19 protein-coding genes, 4 tRNA genes and 1 other RNA gene are annotated in these 21,265 nt (G+C 59.6%); 5 read left to right on the plus strand and 19 right to left on the minus strand.

What is annotated here, in order from left to right:
* Nucleotides 1–69: 69 nt before the first annotated feature.
* The 5 genes from yigB to EKL15_RS21750 form a co-directional block, all read right to left on the minus strand.
* Nucleotides 70–786 (minus strand): 5-amino-6-(5-phospho-D-ribitylamino)uracil phosphatase YigB, encoded by a 717-nt coding sequence (yigB, locus tag EKL15_RS21730; protein WP_197848232.1) that lies wholly within the window; start codon nucleotides 784–786, stop codon nucleotides 70–72.
* The gene (gene xerC, locus EKL15_RS21735) at nucleotides 786–1,697 is read right to left on the minus strand and encodes a tyrosine recombinase XerC (RefSeq protein ID WP_203090357.1); all 912 of its coding nucleotides are present in this window, start codon (nucleotides 1,695–1,697) and stop codon (nucleotides 786–788) included. The genes yigB and xerC overlap by 1 nt, the downstream gene beginning before the upstream one ends.
* The gene (locus EKL15_RS21740; protein WP_060424209.1) at nucleotides 1,694–2,407 is read right to left on the minus strand and encodes a DUF484 domain-containing protein; all 714 of its coding nucleotides are present in this window, start codon (nucleotides 2,405–2,407) and stop codon (nucleotides 1,694–1,696) included. Before EKL15_RS21740 ends, xerC begins: the two co-directional genes overlap by 4 nt.
* Nucleotides 2,404–3,228, minus strand: a complete 825-nt coding sequence (gene dapF, locus EKL15_RS21745) for a diaminopimelate epimerase (RefSeq protein WP_197862238.1) — start codon at nucleotides 3,226–3,228, stop codon at nucleotides 2,404–2,406. The genes EKL15_RS21740 and dapF overlap by 4 nt, the downstream gene beginning before the upstream one ends.
* 71 nt (nucleotides 3,229–3,299) lie before the next feature.
* On the minus strand, nucleotides 3,300–3,506 hold the full coding sequence (locus EKL15_RS21750; protein WP_048232385.1) for a lipoprotein: 207 nt from the start codon (nucleotides 3,504–3,506) through the stop codon (nucleotides 3,300–3,302).
* A 78-nt stretch (nucleotides 3,507–3,584) separates the two neighbouring features.
* On the opposite strand from EKL15_RS21750, the gene cyaY reads away from it, so the two are divergent.
* Nucleotides 3,585–3,905 carry an iron donor protein CyaY gene (cyaY, locus tag EKL15_RS21755; protein ID WP_049200053.1) on the plus strand — a complete coding sequence of 107 codons (321 nt, stop codon included), beginning with the start codon at nucleotides 3,585–3,587 and terminating at the stop codon, nucleotides 3,903–3,905.
* A gap of 36 nt (nucleotides 3,906–3,941) precedes the next feature.
* On the opposite strand, the gene EKL15_RS21760 is transcribed toward cyaY, so the two are convergent.
* Nucleotides 3,942–6,494, minus strand: coding sequence for a class I adenylate cyclase (locus EKL15_RS21760; RefSeq protein WP_019452546.1), 2,553 nt, complete (start codon nucleotides 6,492–6,494; stop codon nucleotides 3,942–3,944).
* Nucleotides 6,495–6,810: 316 nt separating this feature from the next.
* Between EKL15_RS21760 and hemC the strand changes: the two genes are divergently transcribed.
* From hemC to hemY, 4 genes are read left to right on the plus strand one after another with little or no spacing between them, the layout of a single operon-like run.
* Nucleotides 6,811–7,752, plus strand: coding sequence for a hydroxymethylbilane synthase (gene hemC / locus EKL15_RS21765; protein ID WP_038874089.1), 942 nt, complete (start codon nucleotides 6,811–6,813; stop codon nucleotides 7,750–7,752).
* Nucleotides 7,749–8,489 carry a uroporphyrinogen-III synthase gene (hemD, locus tag EKL15_RS21770; protein ID WP_060441211.1) on the plus strand — a complete coding sequence of 247 codons (741 nt, stop codon included), beginning with the start codon at nucleotides 7,749–7,751 and terminating at the stop codon, nucleotides 8,487–8,489. The genes hemC and hemD overlap by 4 nt, the downstream gene beginning before the upstream one ends.
* A 22-nt stretch (nucleotides 8,490–8,511) precedes the next feature.
* A complete protein-coding gene (hemX, locus tag EKL15_RS21775) occupies nucleotides 8,512–9,636 on the plus strand; it encodes a uroporphyrinogen-III C-methyltransferase (protein WP_038874084.1) in 1,125 nt (374 codons plus the stop codon).
* Nucleotides 9,637–9,639: 3 nt separating this feature from the next.
* Nucleotides 9,640–10,836, plus strand: a complete 1,197-nt coding sequence (hemY, locus tag EKL15_RS21780; protein WP_019452550.1) for a protoheme IX biogenesis protein HemY — start codon at nucleotides 9,640–9,642, stop codon at nucleotides 10,834–10,836.
* 706 nt (nucleotides 10,837–11,542) lie between these two features.
* On the opposite strand, the gene EKL15_RS21785 is transcribed toward hemY, so the two are convergent.
* The 13 genes from EKL15_RS21785 to rfbA form a co-directional block, all read right to left on the minus strand.
* A non-coding RNA gene (locus EKL15_RS21785) (RtT sRNA) lies at nucleotides 11,543–11,671 on the minus strand.
* A gap of 32 nt (nucleotides 11,672–11,703) precedes the next feature.
* Nucleotides 11,704–11,780, minus strand: a tRNA-Pro gene (locus EKL15_RS21790).
* A gap of 74 nt (nucleotides 11,781–11,854) precedes the next feature.
* Nucleotides 11,855–11,941: transfer RNA gene (locus EKL15_RS21795), tRNA-Leu, on the minus strand.
* A gap of 41 nt (nucleotides 11,942–11,982) precedes the next feature.
* Nucleotides 11,983–12,058: transfer RNA gene (locus EKL15_RS21800), tRNA-His, on the minus strand.
* A 63-nt stretch (nucleotides 12,059–12,121) separates the two neighbouring features.
* Nucleotides 12,122–12,198, minus strand: a tRNA-Arg gene (locus EKL15_RS21805).
* 135 nt (nucleotides 12,199–12,333) lie between these two features.
* A complete protein-coding gene (locus EKL15_RS21810) occupies nucleotides 12,334–13,737 on the minus strand; it encodes an amino acid permease (protein WP_193158548.1) in 1,404 nt (467 codons plus the stop codon).
* A gap of 365 nt (nucleotides 13,738–14,102) precedes the next feature.
* A complete protein-coding gene (gene wecG, locus EKL15_RS21815) occupies nucleotides 14,103–14,843 on the minus strand; it encodes a lipopolysaccharide N-acetylmannosaminouronosyltransferase (RefSeq protein WP_060424217.1) in 741 nt (246 codons plus the stop codon).
* Between the two features lie 14 nt (nucleotides 14,844–14,857).
* Nucleotides 14,858–16,225 (minus strand): ECA oligosaccharide polymerase, encoded by a 1,368-nt coding sequence (wzyE, locus tag EKL15_RS21820; RefSeq protein WP_087762624.1) that lies wholly within the window; start codon nucleotides 16,223–16,225, stop codon nucleotides 14,858–14,860.
* Complete coding sequence (locus EKL15_RS21825) at nucleotides 16,222–17,307, minus strand: TDP-N-acetylfucosamine:lipid II N-acetylfucosaminyltransferase (protein ID WP_197803953.1); 1,086 nt, start codon at nucleotides 17,305–17,307, stop codon at nucleotides 16,222–16,224. Before EKL15_RS21825 ends, wzyE begins: the two co-directional genes overlap by 4 nt.
* Nucleotides 17,304–18,554, minus strand: a complete 1,251-nt coding sequence (gene wzxE / locus EKL15_RS21830; RefSeq protein WP_048232375.1) for a lipid III flippase WzxE — start codon at nucleotides 18,552–18,554, stop codon at nucleotides 17,304–17,306. Before wzxE ends, EKL15_RS21825 begins: the two co-directional genes overlap by 4 nt.
* 1 nt (nucleotide 18,555) lies before the next feature.
* The gene (gene rffA / locus EKL15_RS21835) at nucleotides 18,556–19,686 is read right to left on the minus strand and encodes a dTDP-4-amino-4,6-dideoxygalactose transaminase (RefSeq protein ID WP_203090373.1); all 1,131 of its coding nucleotides are present in this window, start codon (nucleotides 19,684–19,686) and stop codon (nucleotides 18,556–18,558) included.
* Nucleotides 19,673–20,404: a dTDP-4-amino-4,6-dideoxy-D-galactose acyltransferase gene (gene rffC, locus EKL15_RS21840; RefSeq protein WP_203090381.1), complete on the minus strand. Its 732-nt coding sequence runs from the start codon at nucleotides 20,402–20,404 to the stop codon at nucleotides 19,673–19,675. The genes rffA and rffC overlap by 14 nt, the downstream gene beginning before the upstream one ends.
* Nucleotides 20,382–21,263 carry a glucose-1-phosphate thymidylyltransferase RfbA gene (gene rfbA / locus EKL15_RS21845; protein WP_060441218.1) on the minus strand — a complete coding sequence of 294 codons (882 nt, stop codon included), beginning with the start codon at nucleotides 21,261–21,263 and terminating at the stop codon, nucleotides 20,382–20,384. The genes rffC and rfbA overlap by 23 nt, the downstream gene beginning before the upstream one ends.
* Between the last annotated feature and the right edge of the window lie 2 nt (nucleotides 21,264–21,265).

The following is a 21,265-nucleotide window of genomic DNA, read 5'->3' on the forward strand; positions in this document are numbered from 1 at the left end:
TAATGGTTAAGGGAAAACCCGCCGCTGGCGGGTTTTTCACTGGAAATTTATACAGAGTTCTGGCAGGGATTATAACAATGCTGTCAGCGATGCCAACTGCGAAATCTCAATATGCGGCAACAGGCGGCTGTCGGCGGCCCGCATCAGATCCCGTTGCCGATCGTTGATCCAACAGGCCTGCAGCCCCGCGCGCAGCGCGCCGGCGACGTCGGTAGTCAGATCGTCGCCCACGTGCAGAATCTGCTCGGGCGCCACGCCCAGCCGCTCGACGGCCAGGTGATACATGTCCTGGTACGGTTTGGCGCGGCCGTCCGGCCCGGAGCGCAACACGAACTGGAAGTAGCCGTCCAGGCCACACTGTGCCGGATCGGCGTTGCCGTTGGTGATCGCCACCAGCGGATAGCGCGCGGCCAGCGCCTTCAGCGTGGCGTGGGTCGCTTCCGGTACCTCGATGCGGCTGCGCCACAGCGCGAAGTTTTGCATCGCCGCATCGGCCCCGATCGCCGCGTCGGCATCGCGCAGCCCCTGCCGGCTCAGCGCCAGATGAATAGCGCGCCAGCGCCACTGGGTGACGTCGTGGTAGATCTCCGGATCCTGCTCGCGCAGCTCCTGGCGCAGGCGGTGGAAATCCGCCGACTGGAAGCTGCTCAGACCGGGATGGTAGCTCTGCAGGAAGGCCACCGACTGTTGTTCGGTCTGTCTAATCACCGGGCGATTGTCATACAGCGTGTCGTCCAGATCGAAAGTCAGCGCCGCCAGCGGGCGCAGCGGGCGATAAAAATGCATCAGGATTTCCCCCGTTTGGCGCGCGGATGCGCGGCATCGTACACGTTCGCCAGATGTTGAAAGTCGAGGTGGGTATAAATTTGCGTGGTGGTCAGATTGGCGTGGCCAAGCAGCTCCTGCACCGCGCGCAGATCGCCGCTGGACTCCAGCATGTGGGTAGCGAAGGAGTGGCGCAGCTTGTGCGGGTGGATATGGCTGTTGACGCCCTGTTTCACGCCCCATTCGGCGAAGCGCTTTTGCACGTTGCGCGTCGAAATGCGCCGCCCCTGATTGGACAGGAACATCGCGTCATCTTCCGGCCCGAACAGATCGCGCATCGCCAGCCAGTGTTCCAGCCAGGTGACGGCGGTGCGCCCGATCGGCAATTTGCGCTCTTTGCTGCCTTTCCCCATCACCCACACCTCGCCGGCGGCCATGTCGACATGGCGGCAGTCCAGCCCCACCAGCTCGGAGAGGCGCAGGCCGGCGCCGTACATCACCTCCAGCATGGCGCGATCGCGCACCGCCAGCGGATCGTTGAGATCGATCTCCAGCAGCTGGTTCATTTCATCGACGTCGATGTTTTTCGGCAGATGGCGGCCGCTGCGCGGCGTGCGGATGCCCTTGGCGGGGTTGGCGTGCAATACGCCCTGGCTGACCAGCCAGTCGAGGAAACTGCGCAACGAAGAGAGCCGCAGCGCCAGGCTGGCGGACTGCAGGCCGGCGCGTTTGCTGCGCGCCGCCAGCATGCGCACCCGGGCGGCGTCCAGCGCCGTCCAGTCGGTGACGCCAATCTCCTGCGCCAGGCGCATCAGCGCCGCCAGCTGGCGCGAATAGCTGAGCTGCGTCAGCGGGCTGAGTTGCCGTTCTACCTTGAGATAACGCAGAAAAGCGTCCACCGGCTGCCGCAGGCTGGGCGCAATCGGCGTCATGCGCGTTCGACCCAGCGTTCCAGCAGTTCCGGCAGCATGCGCGCCAGTTGATTGAGCATCACCGTGCCCATGCCCTGCTGATAGTGTTGCGTATCGCGGCTGCTGAAGATCACCATGCCCAGTTCGCCGTCGTCGCCCAGCATCGACAGCGCCACCGAGCCAATCTGGCCAATCTGTTTGGCCTGCGGCAGCAGCAGCAGCAGTTCGGGGCCGTTCAGGCCGCCGAGGTAGTGTTGTTCGCTGCCCAGCCGCTGAATGCGGAACGGCTCGAACGCCGAACGCGTCAGCGCCAGGTGGGTAAAGTCGGAAGGCGCGCCGATCTTCCAGCGTTCGGCGAACAGGCGCACCGTGGCACCGGCCAAACCGAAGCCGCGCGCCCAGCGCTGCAGCCGGTTGAGCATGTCCTGCAGGCTGTCGGCGGTGGCCAAATCGGCCTGCAGGTGCAGCAACCGGGCGAACAGCGCTTCGTTGGCGCTGGCCTGTTCCATCAACAGCGTGATCTCTTCTTCCAGCCGTTCGATGTGATTGCGCTGGCGGGCCAGATGCCATTCCACCAGCGAAACGGTGCCGCGCACCGGGTGCGGCACGCGCATCTGCTCAACCTGGCGTGCGTTGCGAATAAAGAAATCCGGGTTCTGCAGCAGATACTGCATTACGGTGTCGTCATCCAGCGCCAGGCCGGCGACGCTCTGTTCTTCTACGCTCTTCATAGATGAATAAATCCGTCATAGACATGGGTTGCCGGGCCGGTCATAAACAGCGGGTTGCCCGGCCCTTTCCAGCGAATATGCAGGCTGCCGCCCGGCAGTTCTACATGCACCTCTTCTGACAGCAATTCCTGTTGGATCCCCACCGCTACCGCCGCACAGGCGCCGCTGCCGCAGGCCTGCGTTTCGCCGGCGCCGCGCTCGTAAACGCGCAGCTTGATGTGATCGCGGCTGACCACCTGCATAAAGCCGATGTTGGCCCGTTCCGGGAAGCGCTCATGCCCTTCCAGCACCGGCCCGAGCAGCTCCACCTTGGCGGTTTTTACATCATCCACCTGCAAAACACAATGCGGGTTGCCCATCGACACCACGCCGCACAGCACGGTCTGTTCCGCCGCGCGCATGATGTAGGTCTTTTCGGCCTTGGCGGCGCGGAACGGCACCGCCTGCGGATCGAAGTTCGGCTCGCCCATGTTGACGCACACCAGCTCGTCGTCGGTGACGCTGAGCACCATGCGCCCGGTTTGGGTGCTGACGCGGATATCGCGCTTGTTGGTCAGCCCTTTCAGCCGCACAAAGCGCGCGAAGCAGCGTGCGCCGTTGCCGCACTGCGCCACTTCGCTGCCGTCGGCGTTGAAAATTCGGTAGTGAAAATCCAGCTCGGGATCGTAAGGCGGTTCTACCACCAGCATCTGGTCAAAGCCGACGCCCAGGTGCCGATCGGCCAGCCGGCGGATCAGCTCAGGTGAAAAATAGACATTCTGTGTAACGGCATCGACCACCATAAAGTCGTTGCCCAGACCGTGCATTTTGGAGAACTGCATATCATACTCCGCTATCTGGACGCGCTATCCGTCTTGATTTTGCGGCGGCGCTCGCCACCGCAAACAGGGTGTTACTGGTCGACCATCGACGGTTTTTGCTGAGAGCCAGACTGCTCCTGCTGGTTCTTTTGCACCTGATCGCCCGTTTGCACCGGCGGCTTGGCCGGTTTTTGGCCGGCGGAATCGGCAGGTGGGAAGTAAAGCGGGCCCTTCAGACCACAGCCGGCGAGGCCGGTAAGCAGAACTGCCATCAGCGCATAGCGTAGTTGTTTTTTCATTTGCATTAATGCCTGTAATTCATGCGTCCAAGGTCTCTATAATCGCAGGTGGATCATGAAAAGCAATAGGAATTGAATATGAACGACAGCGAGTTTCATCAGTTGGCCGACCAGCTGATGCTGAATATTGAAGAGACACTGGACGATTTTGACGGCGATGCGGACATCGATTACGAAACCAATGGCGGCGTGATGACGCTGAGCTTCGAAAACGGCACCAAAATCGTCATCAACCGCCAAGAGCCGCTGCACCAGGTGTGGCTCGCCACCAAGGCCGGCGGTTACCACTTCAACTACCGCGACGGCGTCTGGCTATGCGATCGCAGCGGGCAGCCGTTTTATCAGCTGCTCAGCGAAGCGGCCAGCGCACAGGCCGGTGAGGAACTGCAGTTTTCCTGAGGCGATGCAGGGCTCGGCAACCGAGCCCTTGCGGCGTCAATGCAGCTGGAACTGCTGTTTGAGCGGCTGTGCGGCGCCATCGGCCACCGTCACGCACAGGCTGGACAGCACGTTGCTGCGGAACGGGATCACCTGCGTGCGCCCGTCGAGCTGCACGATCTGATAGAACTGCGGCAGGTTGAAGTTGATGAAGCTGGAGCCGTAGGTAAAGCGATCGTGCGATGAAGAGTAGAAGCGGCTGACGTCGCGCACCAGCTCCTCTTTACTGCCCTCGCAGTGGTGATACACCTCCACCCGATTCGACTCGTCCAGAATATAGATGTTGAAGCCCTTGTCGTCCGAGGTGTCTTCGAAGAAGAACTGGATGATCCCCTCGCTGGCGAAGCCATCCACCACCGGCGGCAGATGCACCTGATCGGTTTCCACCTTGATAGACAGGCCGTGCAGCTTGTTGTTGGAGATCGCACCGTAAAACTCCACCGCGTTCTCCAGCTTTTGCACCGACACGCTCAGGCGCTCGAAGAACAGCCCCCAGGTCTGCCCGGCGACGCGTACCGCCTTGAAGCGGCCGGGCTCCAGGCGGGTGCTGGACAGGCGCAGCTCGATGCACTCCGATACCAACTGCTGGATACGGGTGCGGATCAGGCCGCGCAGGTGCTGGCTGTAGCAGAACACTTCCACCGACTCCGGCGGCGCGGCGTCCTGGTGCATTTTGCCGAGAATGGTTTTCAGCGCTTCCAGCACCGACTGCTCGCCGCTGAAATGCAGGGTGCGCACTTCATTCCAGGAGTTGCGATACAGCAGATCGATGCTGCCGACCAGGCACTGCTGCTGCTGGCCGAAGCTGAACACGTCCAGCTTGCGGAAATCGAAGTGCACCACCTGATTGCGGAAGGCGGCGGTCGGATCGTTTTCCAGATTGACGATGATCGCCAGATGGCGAATTTCGCACGGGCTGTACAGCGCTTTCGGCGTCGGCGCCGGCAGGCGCAGCGGGAAGTGATGGGAAACGTCGGCCACCAGTTCCTGCAGCTTGGCGGTGTCGCACAGGTTGCCGCTCTTGATGTGCAGGCGGGTCTGCGGGGTCAGCAGGCCGTTGAAATAGGCCCAGGCCACCAGCTTGTTCAGGTAGCGGTTATATTCCAGCGGCTGATGGCTGACGATCGAATCCATGGCCGGCGCCTGATTATACAGGTACCAGCCGGTGCGGTTGGCGCGGCCAACCGGCACGTGAATAAAGGTTAAATCGTTTTCCGACAGGTCCGGCGAAATCTGCGGGTTCACCAGCGTCACCTTGCCGGGCAGCGCCTCGAACGCCGCGTACAGTTTGCGGGTCAGCACGCCGATATCCTGCGGGCTGGCGCTGACGCTGAGGTTGTTGCGGCGGGCGAAACGGATCAGGTTGCGGTAGCTCTGCATCATCGCGTCGAGCAACTCGTTATGCGCTTCACGCACCCGTTCGATTTTCCAGTTGGCGCGGTTGTCCAGCATCGCCAGACGCTCTTCGCTCCAGCCCCACTCGCTGACCAACTGGCTGAGGATCTCGCGCCGCCAGCCGACGCAGGCCTTGGCCAGCGACAGTTTTTCACACACTTTCAGGTAGAAACAGCGGCGGGCCAGATCGAGGCGGGTGGTGTCGTTGATGTCGGTCAGGTAGCGGGTCACGCGCTCGAGCATCATGCAATAGGCATCGAGCCCGAAGCTGACGATCTCCCCCTGATGCAGGCGGTGTTTGATGTCCGTCGCCAGCAGCTGGGTATTGGGGTATTCCCAGGAATAGGCTTCCAGCAGCAGGGTCTTCAGCACCGCCTTGTAAGGCGAATCGATGCTCTTGTACAGCTGCCACAGGCTGGCGCCGAAATACTCTTCCGCCGACAGCGAACTCAGGCCGCCGAGATCCAGCCACTCGTTCGGCGTCAGCGCGCCCTGCGCGTACAGCGACAGCACGTATTCATCGTAGTGCGCTTCTTCTTCGCCCGGCACCATGTTCCACAGGATGCGTTTGCCGGCCAGGCGCACCGCGGTGCGGTAGAATTCGTCGAGCAACAGGATATGCTGCGTCGAGCCGCAGTCTTCGCCGCCCAGGCTGCCGCTTTCATTATGGCGGAAGCGGTTTTCGTCGATCAGGAAGAAGCTGACTTCCACCCCCATCGAGGCGGCCCACTTCTCAAGCAGGCTGCATTTTTGCTGCAGGCGGGTGCGTTCTTCGTTGTCCAGCCAGGACTGGTGGCAGACCCAGATGTCGAGATCCGAGCTGCAGCTTTGGCCGATAGACGAGGTGCTGCCCATCGAGTAGACGCCGGTGATCGGCAGCTCGCCGCTGGCCGGTTTGTCAAACGGGCTGCCCCATTTGTCTTCTAAATCGTTCAGGTAATCTTGTTGAGTTTCATCAGGCGTGTAGAGGCAAATGCCATGGGGAACGTTACCGTTCAGGTAACCCGGCATCAGCGGGTGGTGGTGGTGCAGTAAGGTGGGCAGCAGACTGTATACCCGTTGAAACGCGGGCTTCATAGCCGCCAGGGCGCGATCGACGCGTAGCTGATTGATCGCATCCAGTCTCTGCTTCAATGTCTCGATGTAGAGGTACAAGACGTCTCGCCTGATTATCCCGGTGTTTAGAAAAAAACCCGTATTCCATAAGCGCCGTTAGTGTAAGAAGAATATTTGGCGACTTATTGCTGGAAACGTGATCAATTTAACACCTTGCTGATTGACCGTAAAGGAGGTAACGCTTCACAATTATTGTAGCGCTTCCCTAAACGATTTACCCGCAGTGTTAACTGCCCCAAAGCACATCACACGTCCCTTTGATTCCGTTGTCCTTTTTCCGCCTCCGGCTTCTTGCACTGACAGTATTGGCTCTCAGTGGTAGGATGGATGGCGAAATATAAAAACGGTAACAAGCATGTTAGACAAAATTATTCGAATTGCCACCCGACAAAGCCCGCTTGCACTTTGGCAAGCACATTATGTGCAGCAACGTCTGATGGCCTGCCATCCCGGCCTGCAGGTCGAGTTGGTGCCGATGGTCACGCGCGGCGACGTTATTCTGGATACGCCGCTGGCGAAAGTCGGCGGTAAAGGCCTGTTTGTTAAAGAACTCGAGCTGGCGCTGCTGGAAGGTCGCGCCGACATCGCCGTGCACTCGATGAAAGACGTGCCGGTCGATTTCCCTGCCGGCCTGGGTTTGACCACCATTTGCGAACGCGAAGATCCGCGCGACGCTTTTGTTTCTAACCGTTTCGCCTCGCTCGATCAGCTGCCGCAGGGCAGCGTGGTCGGCACTTCCAGCCTGCGCCGCCAGTGCCAACTGCGTGAACGTCGCCCGGATCTGATCGTGCGCGACCTGCGCGGCAACGTCGGCACTCGCCTGGCCAAGCTGGACAACGGCGATTACGACGCGATTATTCTGGCGGTGGCCGGCCTGAAACGCCTGGGGCTGGAGCAACGCATCCGCAGCCCGCTGAGCGCCGAAGAGTGCCTGCCGGCGGTCGGCCAGGGTGCGGTCGGCATTGAATGCCGCCTCGACGACAGCGTCACCCGCGCGCTGCTGGTGCCGCTAAACCATGCGGCCACCGAAACCCGCGTACGCGCCGAACGGGCGATGAACACCCGTCTGGAAGGCGGCTGCCAGGTGCCGATCGGCAGCTATGCCGAACTGGATGGCGACAGCCTGTGGCTGCGTGCCCTGGTCGGTGCGCCGGACGGCAGCCAGATGGTGCGCGGCGAACGCCGCGGCCCGGCCGCCGAGGCCGAACGGATGGGCGTTGAACTGGCGGAAGAGCTGCTGGCGCGCGGCGCACGCGAGATCCTGCGCGAAGTTTACCAGGGAAATCCGCCGGCATGACGATCCTGGTAACCCGTCCATCGCCTTCGGGCGAGCAGTTAGTGAGCCGGCTGCGCGCACTCGGCCGGGTTGCCTATCATGCACCGCTGATCGACTTCGCCCCCGGCGGCGATCTGCCGCAGCTGCCGCAGGCGTTGCAGCAGCTTAGCGTCGGCGATCTGGTGTTCGTGCTGTCGCAGCATTCGGTGAACTATGCCGATTCGGTCATCGGCCGCGCCGGGCTGAGCTGGCCCGCGCACCTGACTTATTACGCCATCGGCCGCACCACCGGGCTGGCGCTGCACCGCATCAGCAGTTTGCCGGTGGAATACCCGCGTGAACGCGAGATCAGCGAAACGCTGCTGCTGCTGCCGGCGCTGCAAAAACTGGCGGGCAAACGCGCGCTGATTTTGCGCGGCAACGGCGGCCGCGAGCTGCTGGGCACGACGCTGAGCGAGCGCGGCGCCGACGTCAGCTATTATGAATGCTATCAACGCAGCCCGGTGCACTACGACGGCAGCGAGCAAAGCGCCCACTGGCAGCGTGCCGGTGTGGATACGCTGGTGGTGACCAGCGGTGAAATGTTACAACAGCTCTATACTTTAGTTCCTGATTACTATCGTTCTTCATGGCTGCTGCGTTGCCGCCTGGTAGTAGTGAGCGAACGCCTGGCTACCCTCGCCCGGGACTTGGGCTGGCGTACGATTCGGGTAGCTGACAACGCCGATAATGACGCGCTGATCCGCGCGCTACAATAATCTGACTATGGGATGTGCCACTATGACGGAACAAAATACCCCATCCGCCCCGGTTGAAGAGCCAACCACCGCGGTTGAGAGCTCCCAGCAGCCAGCCGCTGCCAGCCGCAAAGGAAAGAACACCGGCCCGGTGCTCGGCGCGATCGCTATCGTGCTGGTCATCGCCCTCGGCGCGGGCGGCTATTACCACACGCACAAGCAGGCGCAACAGCTGATCGCCGCCAATCAGGCGCTGCAGCAGCAGCTTGAAGGCGTGAAGCAGAGCCAACAGCAGGAAAGAAATGCGCTGGAGGGCCTGTTGCAGCAGCAGGGTAAAACCCTGGACGCCGCCGACCGCGAGCAGGCGAATCTGGCGCGCCAATTGAGCGAACTGCAGGAAAAAGTGGCGACCATCTCCGGCAGCGACGCCAAAACCTGGCTGCTGGCGCAGGCCGATTTCCTGGTGAAAATGGCCGGCCGCAAGCTGTGGAGCGATCAGGACGTCACCAGCGCCGCCGCGCTGCTGAAAAGCGCCGACGCCAGCCTGGCGGACATGAACGATCCGAGCCTGCTCGACGTGCGCCGCGCCATTACCGAAGACATCAGCACGCTTTCTACGCTGACCCAGGTCGATTACGACGGCATCATCCTCAAGGTCAATCAGCTGTCCAATCAGGTGGATAACCTGCGTCTGGCGGATAACGACACCGACGAAGCGCCGATGGATCAAAACAGCAGCGAACTCTCCAGCTCGATCGGCGAGTGGCGGCAGAACCTGGCCAAGAGCTGGCGCAATTTCATGGCCGACTTCATCACCATCCGTCGCCGCGACACCAGCGCCGAGCCGCTGCTGGCACCGAACCAAGACATCTACCTGCGCGAAAACATCCGTTCGCGCCTGCTGGTGGCCGCACAGGCCATCCCGCGCCACCAGAACGAGACCTACAAGCAATCGCTGGAAACCGTCTCCACCTGGGTGCGCGCCTATTTCGACACCACCGATCCGGCGACCAAGGCCTTCCTGGAAGAGCTGGACAGCCTGAGCCAACAGTCGATCTCGATGGACGTGCCGGATCAGCTGAAAAGCCAGCCGCTGCTGGAAAAAGTGATGCAGACCCGGGTGCGCAACCTGATGACCCAGTCCCCTGCCGCTCACCAGGAGGGTTAAGCCATGTTACGCGTGCTATTTCTGTTCCTGGTGGTGATCGCCAGCGTGGTGCTCGGGCCGATGCTGGCCGGGCATCAGGGCTATGTGCTGATCCAGACCGACAATTACAATATTGAAACCAGCGTCACCGGCCTGGTGATTATGCTGGTGCTGCTGTTCGTGGTGCTGCTGGCGATCGAGTGGATCCTGCGCCGCATCTTCCGTACCGGCGCCCGCACGCGCGGTTGGTTTATCGGCCGCAAGCGCACCCGCGCGCGCCAGCAAACCAAAGCCGCGCTGATCAAGCTGGCGGAAGGCGACTACAAACAGGTCGAGAAGCTGATGACGCGCAACGCCGACCACGCCGAACAGCCGGTCGTGAACTACCTGCTGGCCGCCGAGGCCGCACAGCAACGCGGCGACGACTTCCGTACCAATCAGTATCTGGAGCGCGCCGCCGAAGCGGCCGACACCGATCAGCTGCCGGTGGACATTACCCGGGTTCGCATCCAGCTGGCGCAGGGCGAGAACCACGCCGCGCGCCACGGCGTCGATCGCCTGCTGAACCAGGCGCCGCGTCATCCGGAAGTGCTGCGTCTGGCGGAACAAGCCTATCTGCGCACTGGCGCCTACGCGTCGCTGCTGGAAGTGCTGCCGTCGATGCGTAAAATCGAACTCCACAGCGAAGAACAGCTGCAGGCTCTGCAGCAACAGGCGTACATCGGGCTGATGAATCAGGCGATGGCGGACGAAGGCAGCGAAGGCCTGAAGCGCTGGTGGAAAGATCAGAGCCGCAAGACGCGTCACGAAGTGCCGCTGCAAATCGCGATGGTGGAACACCTGATCGAATGCAACGACCACGAACTGGCGCAGGAGATTGTGCTCGACAGCCTGAAGCGCCAATACGACGAGCGCCTGGTGCTGTTGCTGCCGCGGCTGAAATCCGGCAACCCCGAGCAGTTGGAAAGAGCGCTGCGTCAGCAGATGAAACAACACGGCGCGACGCCGCTGCTGAACAGCACGCTGGGGCAGCTGTTGATGAAGCACGGCGAGTGGCAGCAAGCGGCCGACGCCTTCCGTGAAGCGCTGAAACAGCGCCCGGATGCCTACGACTACGCCTGGTTGGCCGATACGCTGGAGAAACTGCATCGTTCGGATGAAGCGGCGCAGATGCGGCGTGAGGGGCTGATGTTGACGCTGAAACAGAACGGCGGCGAATAACGCCCTGCCTGAGAGAGAAAAGCGCGGCCCCGATGCCGCGCTTTTTTTGCCCAATGGCTTTCTGAAGCGCAAAAAAAAACACTTGCCGCAGGGCAAGTGTATAAAGAAGCAATCAGGTCTAGGACAACAGGGGCGGTGCCTCACTCAACGTTCTGCCCTGAGCGTGATGACGGGTTAGTCATCGTTCTCGTGGGCGATAGGCACCCTAAATCGGCTCTGCGTCATTCCCAGGGTTTATGAGGCCTAAGGCGAACATAAGAGGTGGAATGAGCATCTACGCAAGAGATATTGCATTTGGCGTGCCAACTTTTAAATTCAGGCTCTAAAATAGAAAAACATACCTCAATATATTGAAATTATTGAATTTTTATTTAACCCTTCCTTTCCCGTCACAAATCACTCTCTGGTGTTCCTTGCCGGCGGCCTTTATCAGGTTGTCGCCTCGAAACGACGACTTAAGTCAAAGCTAGCTTTATCTTTTAAAATCAATGAATTATTTGTCTCAACCTGACGACAGCGCAGGATGGTATTGTCGCTGAAAACCAACACGTTTGCAGGCCGACACCAGATGCTCCCCCTGGAAGGCAAAAAGCCCGTGCGGTGCTGCACGGGCTTGTCGATGTTCCCTTCGTCATGCTGAGAAGAACTTGCTTTCATAAACGACAGACGAAAAAAAACCTGCTTTAAAAAGCAGGCTTTTCGAATGTGGTCGGCGAGAGAGGATTACGCGCATCTTTGATGCGCGCCCTGCGGGCCGTTGCTGAAGCAACGTTGTCTCGCTACGCGAGGCTCGAACCTCCTGCGGAGATGCTCATCCTCATAAACTGCAGGCGTAAAAAAACCGACTTGCGTCGGTTTCTTTGAAAGTGGTCGGCGAGAGAGGATTCGAACCTCCGACCCACTGGTCCCAAACCAGTTGCGCTACCAAGCTGCGCTACTCGCCGATTTGTGTTGCTCATACTACCTGATTTATCAGACCGTTGTCCATATAAATCTTATATTTATCAGATATTTTGCGTGGTGCGAAGAGAGGGACTTGAACCCTCACGTCCGTAAGAACACTAACACCTGAAGCTAGCGCGTCTACCAATTCCGCCACCTTCGCACTGTCACAAAATACTGCTAAATCTTCACTTCGTTAGGAAGTGGGGTGGCTAATGGGACTCGAACCCACGACAACTGGAATCACAATCCAGGGCTCTACCAACTGAGCTATAGCCACCATTACTACTTCTTCTTACTCACGCGGTAATATTACCACCGCAGCTCCTGCGCACAAACTTAATGGCGCGCCCGACAGGATTCGAACCTGAGACCTCTGCCTCCGGAGGGCAGCGCTCTATCCAGCTGAGCTACGGGCGCGTAGCGCCGTTGCGGGAGGGGATACTACGGATTTACGCCAATTCTGTCTAGTGCTTTTTCGCAGAAATGTTGCGTTTGATTACGCTTTGCTCACTCCCGCGCACAAAAGCGCACTCCGTAGCCCCTTTTCACCGTTTATTGGCGCGTTTCTACCCGATTTTCAGCCGGATGATGTTTCTTGTGCATGCCGAAAGCGAAGTAGCACAGGCTGACGCCGGCTAAGAAAATCGCCCCGACCAGCAGGGAAATCCGCGTATCCGGGTTGATTCCCATGCCGACCAGCACGCAAATCAGAAAAGCGATGGTCAGATAGTTCACATACGGGAACATGATCGACTTAAAGCTGTGATTTTTGATCGCTTCCTTATGGGCGCGGCGGAAATAAAGCTGGCTTATCAGCACCACGAACCACGGCACCATGCCCGGCAGCACGCTCGCGCTGTAGACATAGACGAACACCTGCTCCGGATTCGGGATGATGTAGTTCAGCGCGGAACCCACCAACAAGCAGCCGATGGTGACGGCGATGCAGTTCACCGGCACGCCGCTGGCGGAAAGCTTGGTCAGCGCCGCCGGCAGCTGGCGGTTCTTGGCCAGGGCGTACAGCATGCGGCCGCCGCTGTACATACCGCTGTTGCAGCCGGAGAGCGCGGCGGTCAACACCACGAAGTTGATGATGCTGGCGGCGGCAACGATGCCGATCTTGGCGAAGGTCAGCACGAACGGGCTGCCGGTAGTGCCGATGCCGTTCCACGGGAAGATGGTGACGATGACGAAGATTGCGCCGACATAGAAGATCAGGATGCGCCACAGGATATTGTTGATCGCGCGTTTCAGCGTCACCTGCGGGTTCTTGGCTTCCCCGGCGGTGATACCCACCAGTTCAACCCCCTGATAGGACGCCACCACGATGCACAGCGCAAACAGGAAGCCTTTCCAGCCGCCGGCAAAGAAACCGCCGTGCGCCGTCAAATTGGCGAAACCGATAGGTTCACCGCCGTTGCCGAAGCCGAAGAAGATCACCCCCAGCCCCACCAGAATCATCACGATGATGGTGGTGACCTTGATCATGGCGAACCAGAACTCCAGCTCCCCATACAGGCGCACCGCCGCCAGGTTGGCCAGCGCCACCATCGCCACGGCGATCAGCGCCGGCACCCACTGCGGTATTTCCGGGAACCAGAACTGCACATACACCCCGATGGCGGTGATCTCGGAAATGCCGACGGCAATCCACATAAACCAGTAGCCCCAGGCGGTCAGGTAACCGAAATAGGGATTCATGTACTTATGCGCGTAAACGGCAAACGAGCCCGCGACCGGCTCGAGGAACAGCATTTCTCCCATCGAACGCATAATGAAGAACACGAACAGCCCGGCGATGATATAAGCCAGCAGCACCGACGGCCCCGCCCACTTCAGCGTACTGGCCGACCCCATAAACAGGCCGACACCGATGGTGCCCCCCAGAGCGATAAGCTCGATATGCCGGGCCTCAAGGCCCCGGTGTAGCCCTTGCGGTTTCTCTTTGTGTGCCATAAATCCTCAATAATTTTTCTCGGGTTGTGTTTGCCTGCCGGCCGCTGCCGGTCGTTATTGTCATTATTAAAAGAATAAATCATCCCCTGCCGATCGGGTTGGCATCAACGGGTAGTCGGAGCGAAGTTACCGTGAGAGGGACATCGTTCAGCGCTGTCGCATCAGGCTTCAGCGGCCAGGGATAATTTCCGGGCGGTATCGTTTCGCATTTCGCCGCTATAAGCAAACCGCAATTTAAAACTTTATGGAATAAATGCAGCGACGTTTAGGGCCGGGGGTTATAGATATGCGGGAGAAACGTGCAAAAGCAGATTATTGGTACAGCAGACCGGAGCGGAACAGCACTTTCCGCCCCGGATGAGGGATTACATCTTGCCGCTGTAGTAGTAGCCGACAAACTTCAGCAGCTTCAACTGTCGGCCGATGCGGCTGGGCTGGCTGAGCAGGCGGTAGAGCCATTCCAGACCGAGGTTCTGCCACACCTTGGGCGCACGCTTCACATGGCCGGTAAAGACGTCGTAGGTGCCGCCCACGCCCATGTACAGCGCCTGCGGATGCACCTTGCGACAGTCACGCATCAGAATTTCCTGCTTCGGCGATCCCATCGCCACCGTCACGATAGCGGCGCCGCTGGCACGAATACGCTCGAACAGCGCCTCTCGCTGATCCGGTTTGAAATAGCCGTCCTGGCTGCCCACCAGGTTGACATTCCATTGGCTGCGCAGCTTTTGCTCGGTTTCCGCCAAGACCTCGGGCTTGCCGCCGACCAGGAAGACCGGCGTGCCTTCACGGCCGGCGCGCTGCATCAAGGCTTCCCACAGATCGGCACCCGCCACGCGCGAAACGTCCGCCGCCGGGTATTTGCGGCGAATCGAACGCACCATGCTGATGCCGTCGGCGTACTTGTACTCCGCCTCATCCAGCAACGCATGCAGCGCCGGGTCCTCTTCCGCCTTCAGGATCTTTTCCGCGTTCATGGCTACCAGCGTGCCCTGTTTTACCCGGCCGCCGTCGAACAAAAAGTCCATGCAGTGCGCCATATCGCGAAAGCCCCACAGGCTGAAACCGCGCAGCTCATACTGCGGCACCGAAATCTTTGCTTCCATCGTTCTCATTACCCTTACAAAAGACCGTTCGCCCGAGGCACAGACGCCAGCGCGCGGGCGCGCGTCACTCTGGCCTTGATCAGCCCGGCGGTATCGAACAGCCAATACAGCAACTTCGCCAGCACCAGACAGGCGCCGAAAATAATGCAGAAAAACACCACGCGCGACACGAAAGAGTCCACCCCTTCACGCGCCAGCACGATGATGTTGAACACCGCACCGAAGCAGAAGCCCTGCAGAATGGCCGCCTTATAGCGGTTCGGTTCGGTTTTGCCCAACTCATACAGCCAGTCGAACCACTTGATGATCATGCCCACCAGAATCGCGCCGAGCGGGATAAACAGCGCGCCGCCCATCACCACCAGTGAACCGATCAGCGTCGGGGAAATCGCCAGCCCGGAGTGATTGTTCAGCACTTCCCAGGTGAAATAGTTGGCCGAGTTCAGCACCACGTCCGGCCGGCCCGGCCATAGCCAGGTTGGAATAAAGACGTAGAAATCACGCACGATCGGCGCCAGGCCCTGGAAATCGATCTTGTCGTAATTTTGCAGCAGCAGCGCCAGGTTTTCCCACGGCGAGAAGGTATCGCGGGTCAGGTAGAGGAAGGTATAGAACGCTTCCGCGCCGCTGACGTCCAGGCTGTAACGCTTCAACGCCAGCCAGAACATGCCGACTACGCCGAATATGCCCGCCGCCGCCAGCATCCACAGCGTGATCCAGCCGCGCACGATGCCGATAAACAGGAACAGCGCGAAGGCGATGATGATGTTGGCGCGGGTGCCGCCGACGATCACGTAGGTCAGAATACCGAACGCCACCGTCGCCACCAGGAACAAGAACCAGGCGCGCAGATCCTGCCGCAGGAAATAGACCACCAGCATCGCCGGAATGAAGAAGTAGAAGAACCGCTTGAGCGCCACGCCGGACACGTCGCTGGAGAAAATCTGGCTGTAAGAATTGAGCTTGAACAGCAGGAAGCCGTTCTGCATGAAGAAGATCCCAACGGTACCGATCGCCACCAATGCCAGCAGCACCCAGGTCATATGAGTCTCTACCCGGTTCATGGTAAACAGCGCCGCACGCGGCTCTGTGCGGCGCTTGCGCAGCCGGGTCTTGTAGGTGACGTAATAGATGGCGTAAAACGCCGTCGCCGACAGCAGGGCGTACAGCAGAAACTCCACCGGCACCACCTCGACGTCAAACTGGAACACCAGCAGGCAGGTCAAAGGAAAACCGAAATAGAACGTCAGTAAATACAGCAGCGAGAAGAAGACGTTGAAGTTAAAGCGCACGCGCCGAAACTCCTGGTAGGTCAGCGTCAGAATAAACGTCAGGCTGACCAGATAGACGACAAACAGGCCGCCGAATTGCGCCAACGTCATGAGTGCTCTCCCGCCGCCAACGCCAGGGCTTGCTGCCAGCCGTCGACATAGTTCGGATTGAAGAAGGTGATCGCCTGTTTATCCACCGCCGCCAGCTGACGCTGCGCTTCGCGCACCACCGCCTCGTCCAGCGAATCGCCGTAGAACAGCACCGGCAGGTGCTGTTCCGCCAAATCCTGCCAGAACGGGTTTTGCCGGCTGAGCACGAAAGGCACGCCGAACTGAATCAGCAGGCACAGGGTGCCAATCCCCTGCTGGCGATTGAAAATGAAATAGCCCAGATCGCAGGCGCGTAAAATATTGAGGTAGTCCTCAAACGCCACCTGCTGCGTGAGCAGCTGCAGGTTTTTCTCGCCGAACAGCGGCAACCCGGCGGCGCGCACCTGCTCGATGTAGGCATCGTTGTTGGCCGGATAACCCATCGGCAGGATCACGCGCACGTCGGCGCCGAACTGCTGATGAATCGCCTGCAGCGCTTCGATATGCCGATTGCTGCGATCGCCGGAGTTGCCCACCAGAATCGTCATCGGCCCGGCCAGGTTTTTCTCGACGTGAACGTCGGTCAGCGCCGGATCCATGCGGGTCGGGAAGTACAGCAGCGAGGCCGGCACCCGCGCATGGCGCTGCTGGTAGTGAATCACGTCGCCGCGAGTAGCAAACACGTTCCCTACTCGCCCCTGCGCAATGCGGCGCAGCAGATAGAACAGCCGGAATTTCCAGCTGGTGGCGTCTTCATACAGATCGGCGCCCCAAATATGCCAACTGACCTGACGCGCCTTGATCTTGCCGCTCAGCAGCGCCAACCACAGCCCCGGATTGAACTGGCCGTGCAGGAAGAAGCGCGCATCGCGATCGGCCTGGGCACGGGCGATGACCGCCGCCGCCAGGCTTTTCTTGTCTGCGTAGGGCTCAATGTTCAGGGCGGGGAAATCACCCAGTGCCGCCACATCCTTGGCCGCCACCATAAAATGCCGCGTCTGCTCAGCCGGCAAACGCGGCGCCAGCACGTCGTTGAAGAAGCGCAGCACCGTCTGGTTATGATGCGGGATATCGGATCCCAGAACGTGAATCAGTATGGTCATACTCGTCTACGATAAATAAGGAACACGCAGCTACAGAGCGCGAAATACACGATGTAGGTTGCCATATAGGCCTGAGCCGCCCCCAACGCGCCGTGCAGCGGGATCAGCCAGTGCGAGAACAGCGTCAGCAGCAGAAACTGGCTGACTTCCGTCAGGATATAGAAGCGCAGCGACGCTTTGGCGATCACCAGATAGCCGAACACATAGGCCCCGACTTTCAGCACGTCGCCCACCAGCTGCCAGGCAAACAGATCGCGCATGGCGACAAACTTGTCCGAGAACAGCAGCCAAATAGCGAAATCGCGCAGCACCCAAACCGTAAAGCTCGCCGCCGCTACCGCCGGCAGCACGAATTTAAGCGAACGCACGATCTCCCGTGAGATGGCGCCCTTGTCCGTCAGCCGCGACAGCGTCGGCAGCAAATAGACGGTAAACGAAGCGGTGATAAACTGCAGATAGGCATCGGAAATGCTGCTGACGCCCTGCCAAATCCCCACCTCATCCCAGCCGTAATGGGCGGCCAACAGGTTACGCATCATCACGTAGGCCACCGGCAGCGTCACCGACGTGATCAACGCCATGAGGGTGAATTTGCCTAGGTTACCGGCCACGAGTTTGTCCCAACGCGGCGCCAGATAGCGCAGCGGCAGCGTTTTGCGCCGCCACAGCATCAGCCCGGCAGGCAATACCACCAACGCCGGCACCAGCGCCAGCCCCGCCAGCGCGCCTTCATAGCCACCCAGCTTAAAGCACAGGTAATAAGCCACCACGCCAATCAGGCTGCCGCCGATCACCGCCAGCGCATTGCCCATCGCATCGCGATAGCCTTTCAGCACCGCCATGAACAGGTTGGCGTAGGCGATCCCCATCTGAATGAAGGCGACGGCGCGCACCACATCGACGTAATCGGCATGCCCGAACAGCCCGATGCTGATCGGTTCGGCGGCGAACAGAAACACCAGCGCCAGCAAGGTCGAAAAACCCAGCACGATGCTCGACGCAGTGCCTACCGCCAGACGCAGACGCTGCGGATCCTGGTGGTACTCCGCCACGTATTTGGTGATGCCGTTAAAAATACCCGCGCCGGACAGCACGCCCAGCACGGTAATCAACTGGCGGAAGTTACCCGCCTGCCCCACCCCGCTGGGGCCAAACGCCACCGCCAGCAGCTTCACCACCAACAACCCCACGCCGATTTTGATCAGCGTGGAGCCGGCAGTCCATATCGATGCTTTTGCCAGCGACATATCAGGCAAAGAAGCTCAGGATGGTATTGATTACCGTACGCTGATTGACATCGGACATATTGTAGAACAGCGGTAAGCGCACCAGGCGCGCGCTTTCCTGCGAGGTGTAACGGTCTTCGCCGGCAAAGCGACCAAAACGTTCGCCGGCCGGGCAGTCATGCAGCGGGATATAGTGGAACACCGCCATGATCTCGGCTTCCTTCAGGTAGTCGATAAAGGCCGTGCGATCGTCGATATCCCGCAGCTTGATATAGAACATGTGCGCATTGTGCCTACAATCTGCCGGTATGCTCGGCAGCTCGATGCGGCCGACCTTCGCCAACGGCAGGAAACTGTCGTAGTACTTCTGCCACAGCGTCAGGCGGCGCTGGTTGATGCGTTCCGCCACTTCCAGCTGGCCCCACAGGTAGGCGGCCTGCAGGTCAGACATCAGATAGCTGGAGCCGATGTCGCGCCAGGTATATTTGTCGACCTGACCACGGAAGAACTGGCTGCGGTTGGTGCCTTTCTCGCGGATGACTTCCGCCCGATCGACCAGAGCCGGATCGTTCACCAGCGTCGCACCACCTTCGCCGCCGGCGGTATAGTTTTTGGTTTCATGGAAGCTGAAACAGCCGATGTGGCCGATGGTGCCCAATGCCTTGCCTTTGTAGGTCGACATCACGCCCTGCGCGGCGTCCTCCACCACGAACAGGTTATATTTCTTCGCCAGCGCCATGATGGTATCCATCTCGCAGGCGACGCCGGCGTAGTGCACCGGCACGATCGCGCGGGTTTTATCGGTGATCGCCGCTTCGATTTTGGTTTCATCGATGTTCATGGTATCCGGACGCAGGTCGACGAACACCACTTTAGCCCCGCGCAACACAAAGGCATTGGCGGTAGAAACGAAGGTAAAACTCGGCATGATCACTTCGTCACCCGGCTGAATATCCAGCAGGATGGCGGCCATTTCCAACGACGCGGTGCAGGAAGGCGTCAGCAACACTTTCGCGCTGCCGAAACGCTGTTCCATCCACTGCTGGCAGCGGCGGGTAAAGCCGCCGTCGCCGCATAGCTTGCCGCTGCCCATAGCAGCCTGCATATATTCCAGTTCAGTGCCAACAACCGGTGGAGCGTTAAATGGAATCATGTCTACCTCTGTATAACCAGTACGCGGTGCTTTCAATCACGGCACCCTGTCGTTGATAGAGTCGTAATGCGGCGATATTGCTTATCTGGGTCGCGACCCGCAGGCGCTGCATACCTTGACGTCGACATTCGGCGATCGCCGCCGTCATCAGCCGAGTGCCAATGCCCCGGCCGGATACGCCGGGGAAAGCCGCCAGCAGGCCGATACGCATTTCCTGGCCGCCAATGTCACGCAGGCTGACAAAGCCTTCGGGTTGCCCCTGGTTGTCCAGAGCCAACAGGCACTGATGATCGAACGTGCCTAAAACGGCCTTTTCAATCCACAAAGCATAAAACCGGCCGCTGTCATCAGGTTGATACCAAGGTGCGCGAAAGCGGCTGACGGTGAACGCCTGAGCCGCCGCGGCACGCAATGCCGGGATATCGGACTCGGTTGCCAGACGGGAAGTCTCGGCTCCGTCGCCGGGTTCCGCCGCTCGTTCACGCTCAAGAGCCAGGACCAGATCGACCTCACCCCCAACCAGACGAAATCCCAAGCCGGCGAGACTATCCGCCAATGCCAGTTGCTGCGCGGGAATTTTTGCCTGCACCAGGGCATAAGCCGCCAAGTCGGCTTCGGCAAGCGCCGGGGCCGAGGAGGAGAAGCCGAGTTTCGCGCTGTCTAGCGCGAAAAACTCGCTTTCCCACGCCAAAGGCTCAATAGTGGCGTGGACGCACATGCAGCAGGTCCAACAAATACTTGCCGTAGCCCGTTTTGGACAATGAGGTGGCGGCGCGTTTCAGCCCCTTGTCATCCAGCCAGCCGTTACGCCAGGCGATCTCTTCCAGACAGGCGATTTTAAAGCCCTGGCGCTTTTCTACCGTCTGCACGAAGCTGCTGGCTTCCAGCAGGCTGTCGTGAGTCCCGGTGTCCAGCCAGGCGAAACCACGCCCCAACAGCTCGACGGTCAGTTCACCGCGCTCCAGATACATCTGGTTGATGCTGGTGATTTCCAGCTCGCCGCGTTCGGAAGGCTTCACCTGCTTGGCAAACTCCACCACCTGGCTATCGTAGAAGTACAGGCCGGTCACCGCCCAATCGGATTTCGGTTTCTTCGGCTTTTCTTCGATCGACAGCGCGCGGAAATTTTCGTCAAACTCCACGACGCCAAAGCGTTCAGGATCCATCACCTGATAACCGAACACGGTGGCACCTTCGGTGCGAGCCGCGACGGTTTTTAATTTCGGGCTGAAAGATTGGCCGAAGAAGATGTTATCTCCCAACACCAGGCAGCAAGAATCGCCGTTGATAAACTCCTCGCCGATCAGAAACGCCTGCGCCAGACCTTCCGGCTTAGGCTGCGCAGCGTAGCTGAGATTGACGCCGAACTGTTCGCCGTTACCCAACAAACGCTCGAAGGACGGCAGATCTTCCGGGGTCGAGATGATCAAAATGTCACGGATCCCCGCCAACATCAGTACCGACATCGGGTAATAGATCATCGGCTTGTCATAAATCGGCAGCAGTTGCTTGGACACGCCACGAGTAATCGGATGCAGACGCGTACCGGAACCGCCAGCCAGAATAATACCTTTCATAC

It is taken from the genome of Serratia sp. 4542 (genome assembly GCF_016805595.1).
In the GTDB taxonomy this organism is placed as follows: domain Bacteria; phylum Pseudomonadota; class Gammaproteobacteria; order Enterobacterales; family Enterobacteriaceae; genus Serratia; species Serratia nevei.

Coding starts and splice junctions, on each gene's coding strand:
- cyaY (WP_049200053.1), top strand. CDS start 3,585: ATGAACGACAGCGAGTTTCATCAGTTGGCCGACCAGCTGATGCTGAAT.
- rffC (WP_203090381.1), bottom strand. CDS start 20,404: ATGTGCGTCCACGCCACTATTGAGCCTTTGGCGTGGGAAAGCGAGTTT.
- hemD (WP_060441211.1), top strand. CDS start 7,749: ATGACGATCCTGGTAACCCGTCCATCGCCTTCGGGCGAGCAGTTAGTG.
- wzyE (WP_087762624.1), bottom strand. CDS start 16,225: ATGACGTTGGCGCAATTCGGCGGCCTGTTTGTCGTCTATCTGGTCAGC.
- rffA (WP_203090373.1), bottom strand. CDS start 19,686: ATGATTCCATTTAACGCTCCACCGGTTGTTGGCACTGAACTGGAATAT.
- xerC (WP_203090357.1), bottom strand. CDS start 1,697: ATGACGCCGATTGCGCCCAGCCTGCGGCAGCCGGTGGACGCTTTTCTG.
- rfbA (WP_060441218.1), bottom strand. CDS start 21,263: ATGAAAGGTATTATTCTGGCTGGCGGTTCCGGTACGCGTCTGCATCCG.
- hemY (WP_019452550.1), top strand. CDS start 9,640: ATGTTACGCGTGCTATTTCTGTTCCTGGTGGTGATCGCCAGCGTGGTG.
- EKL15_RS21740 (WP_060424209.1), bottom strand. CDS start 2,407: ATGAAGAGCGTAGAAGAACAGAGCGTCGCCGGCCTGGCGCTGGATGAC.
- yigB (WP_197848232.1), bottom strand. CDS start 786: ATGCATTTTTATCGCCCGCTGCGCCCGCTGGCGGCGCTGACTTTCGAT.
- EKL15_RS21810 (WP_193158548.1), bottom strand. CDS start 13,737: ATGGCACACAAAGAGAAACCGCAAGGGCTACACCGGGGCCTTGAGGCC.
- wecG (WP_060424217.1), bottom strand. CDS start 14,843: ATGGAAGCAAAGATTTCGGTGCCGCAGTATGAGCTGCGCGGTTTCAGC.
- EKL15_RS21750 (WP_048232385.1), bottom strand. CDS start 3,506: ATGAAAAAACAACTACGCTATGCGCTGATGGCAGTTCTGCTTACCGGC.
- dapF (WP_197862238.1), bottom strand. CDS start 3,228: ATGCAGTTCTCCAAAATGCACGGTCTGGGCAACGACTTTATGGTGGTC.
- wzxE (WP_048232375.1), bottom strand. CDS start 18,554: ATGTCGCTGGCAAAAGCATCGATATGGACTGCCGGCTCCACGCTGATC.
- hemC (WP_038874089.1), top strand. CDS start 6,811: ATGTTAGACAAAATTATTCGAATTGCCACCCGACAAAGCCCGCTTGCA.
- hemX (WP_038874084.1), top strand. CDS start 8,512: ATGACGGAACAAAATACCCCATCCGCCCCGGTTGAAGAGCCAACCACC.
- EKL15_RS21825 (WP_197803953.1), bottom strand. CDS start 17,307: ATGACCATACTGATTCACGTTCTGGGATCCGATATCCCGCATCATAAC.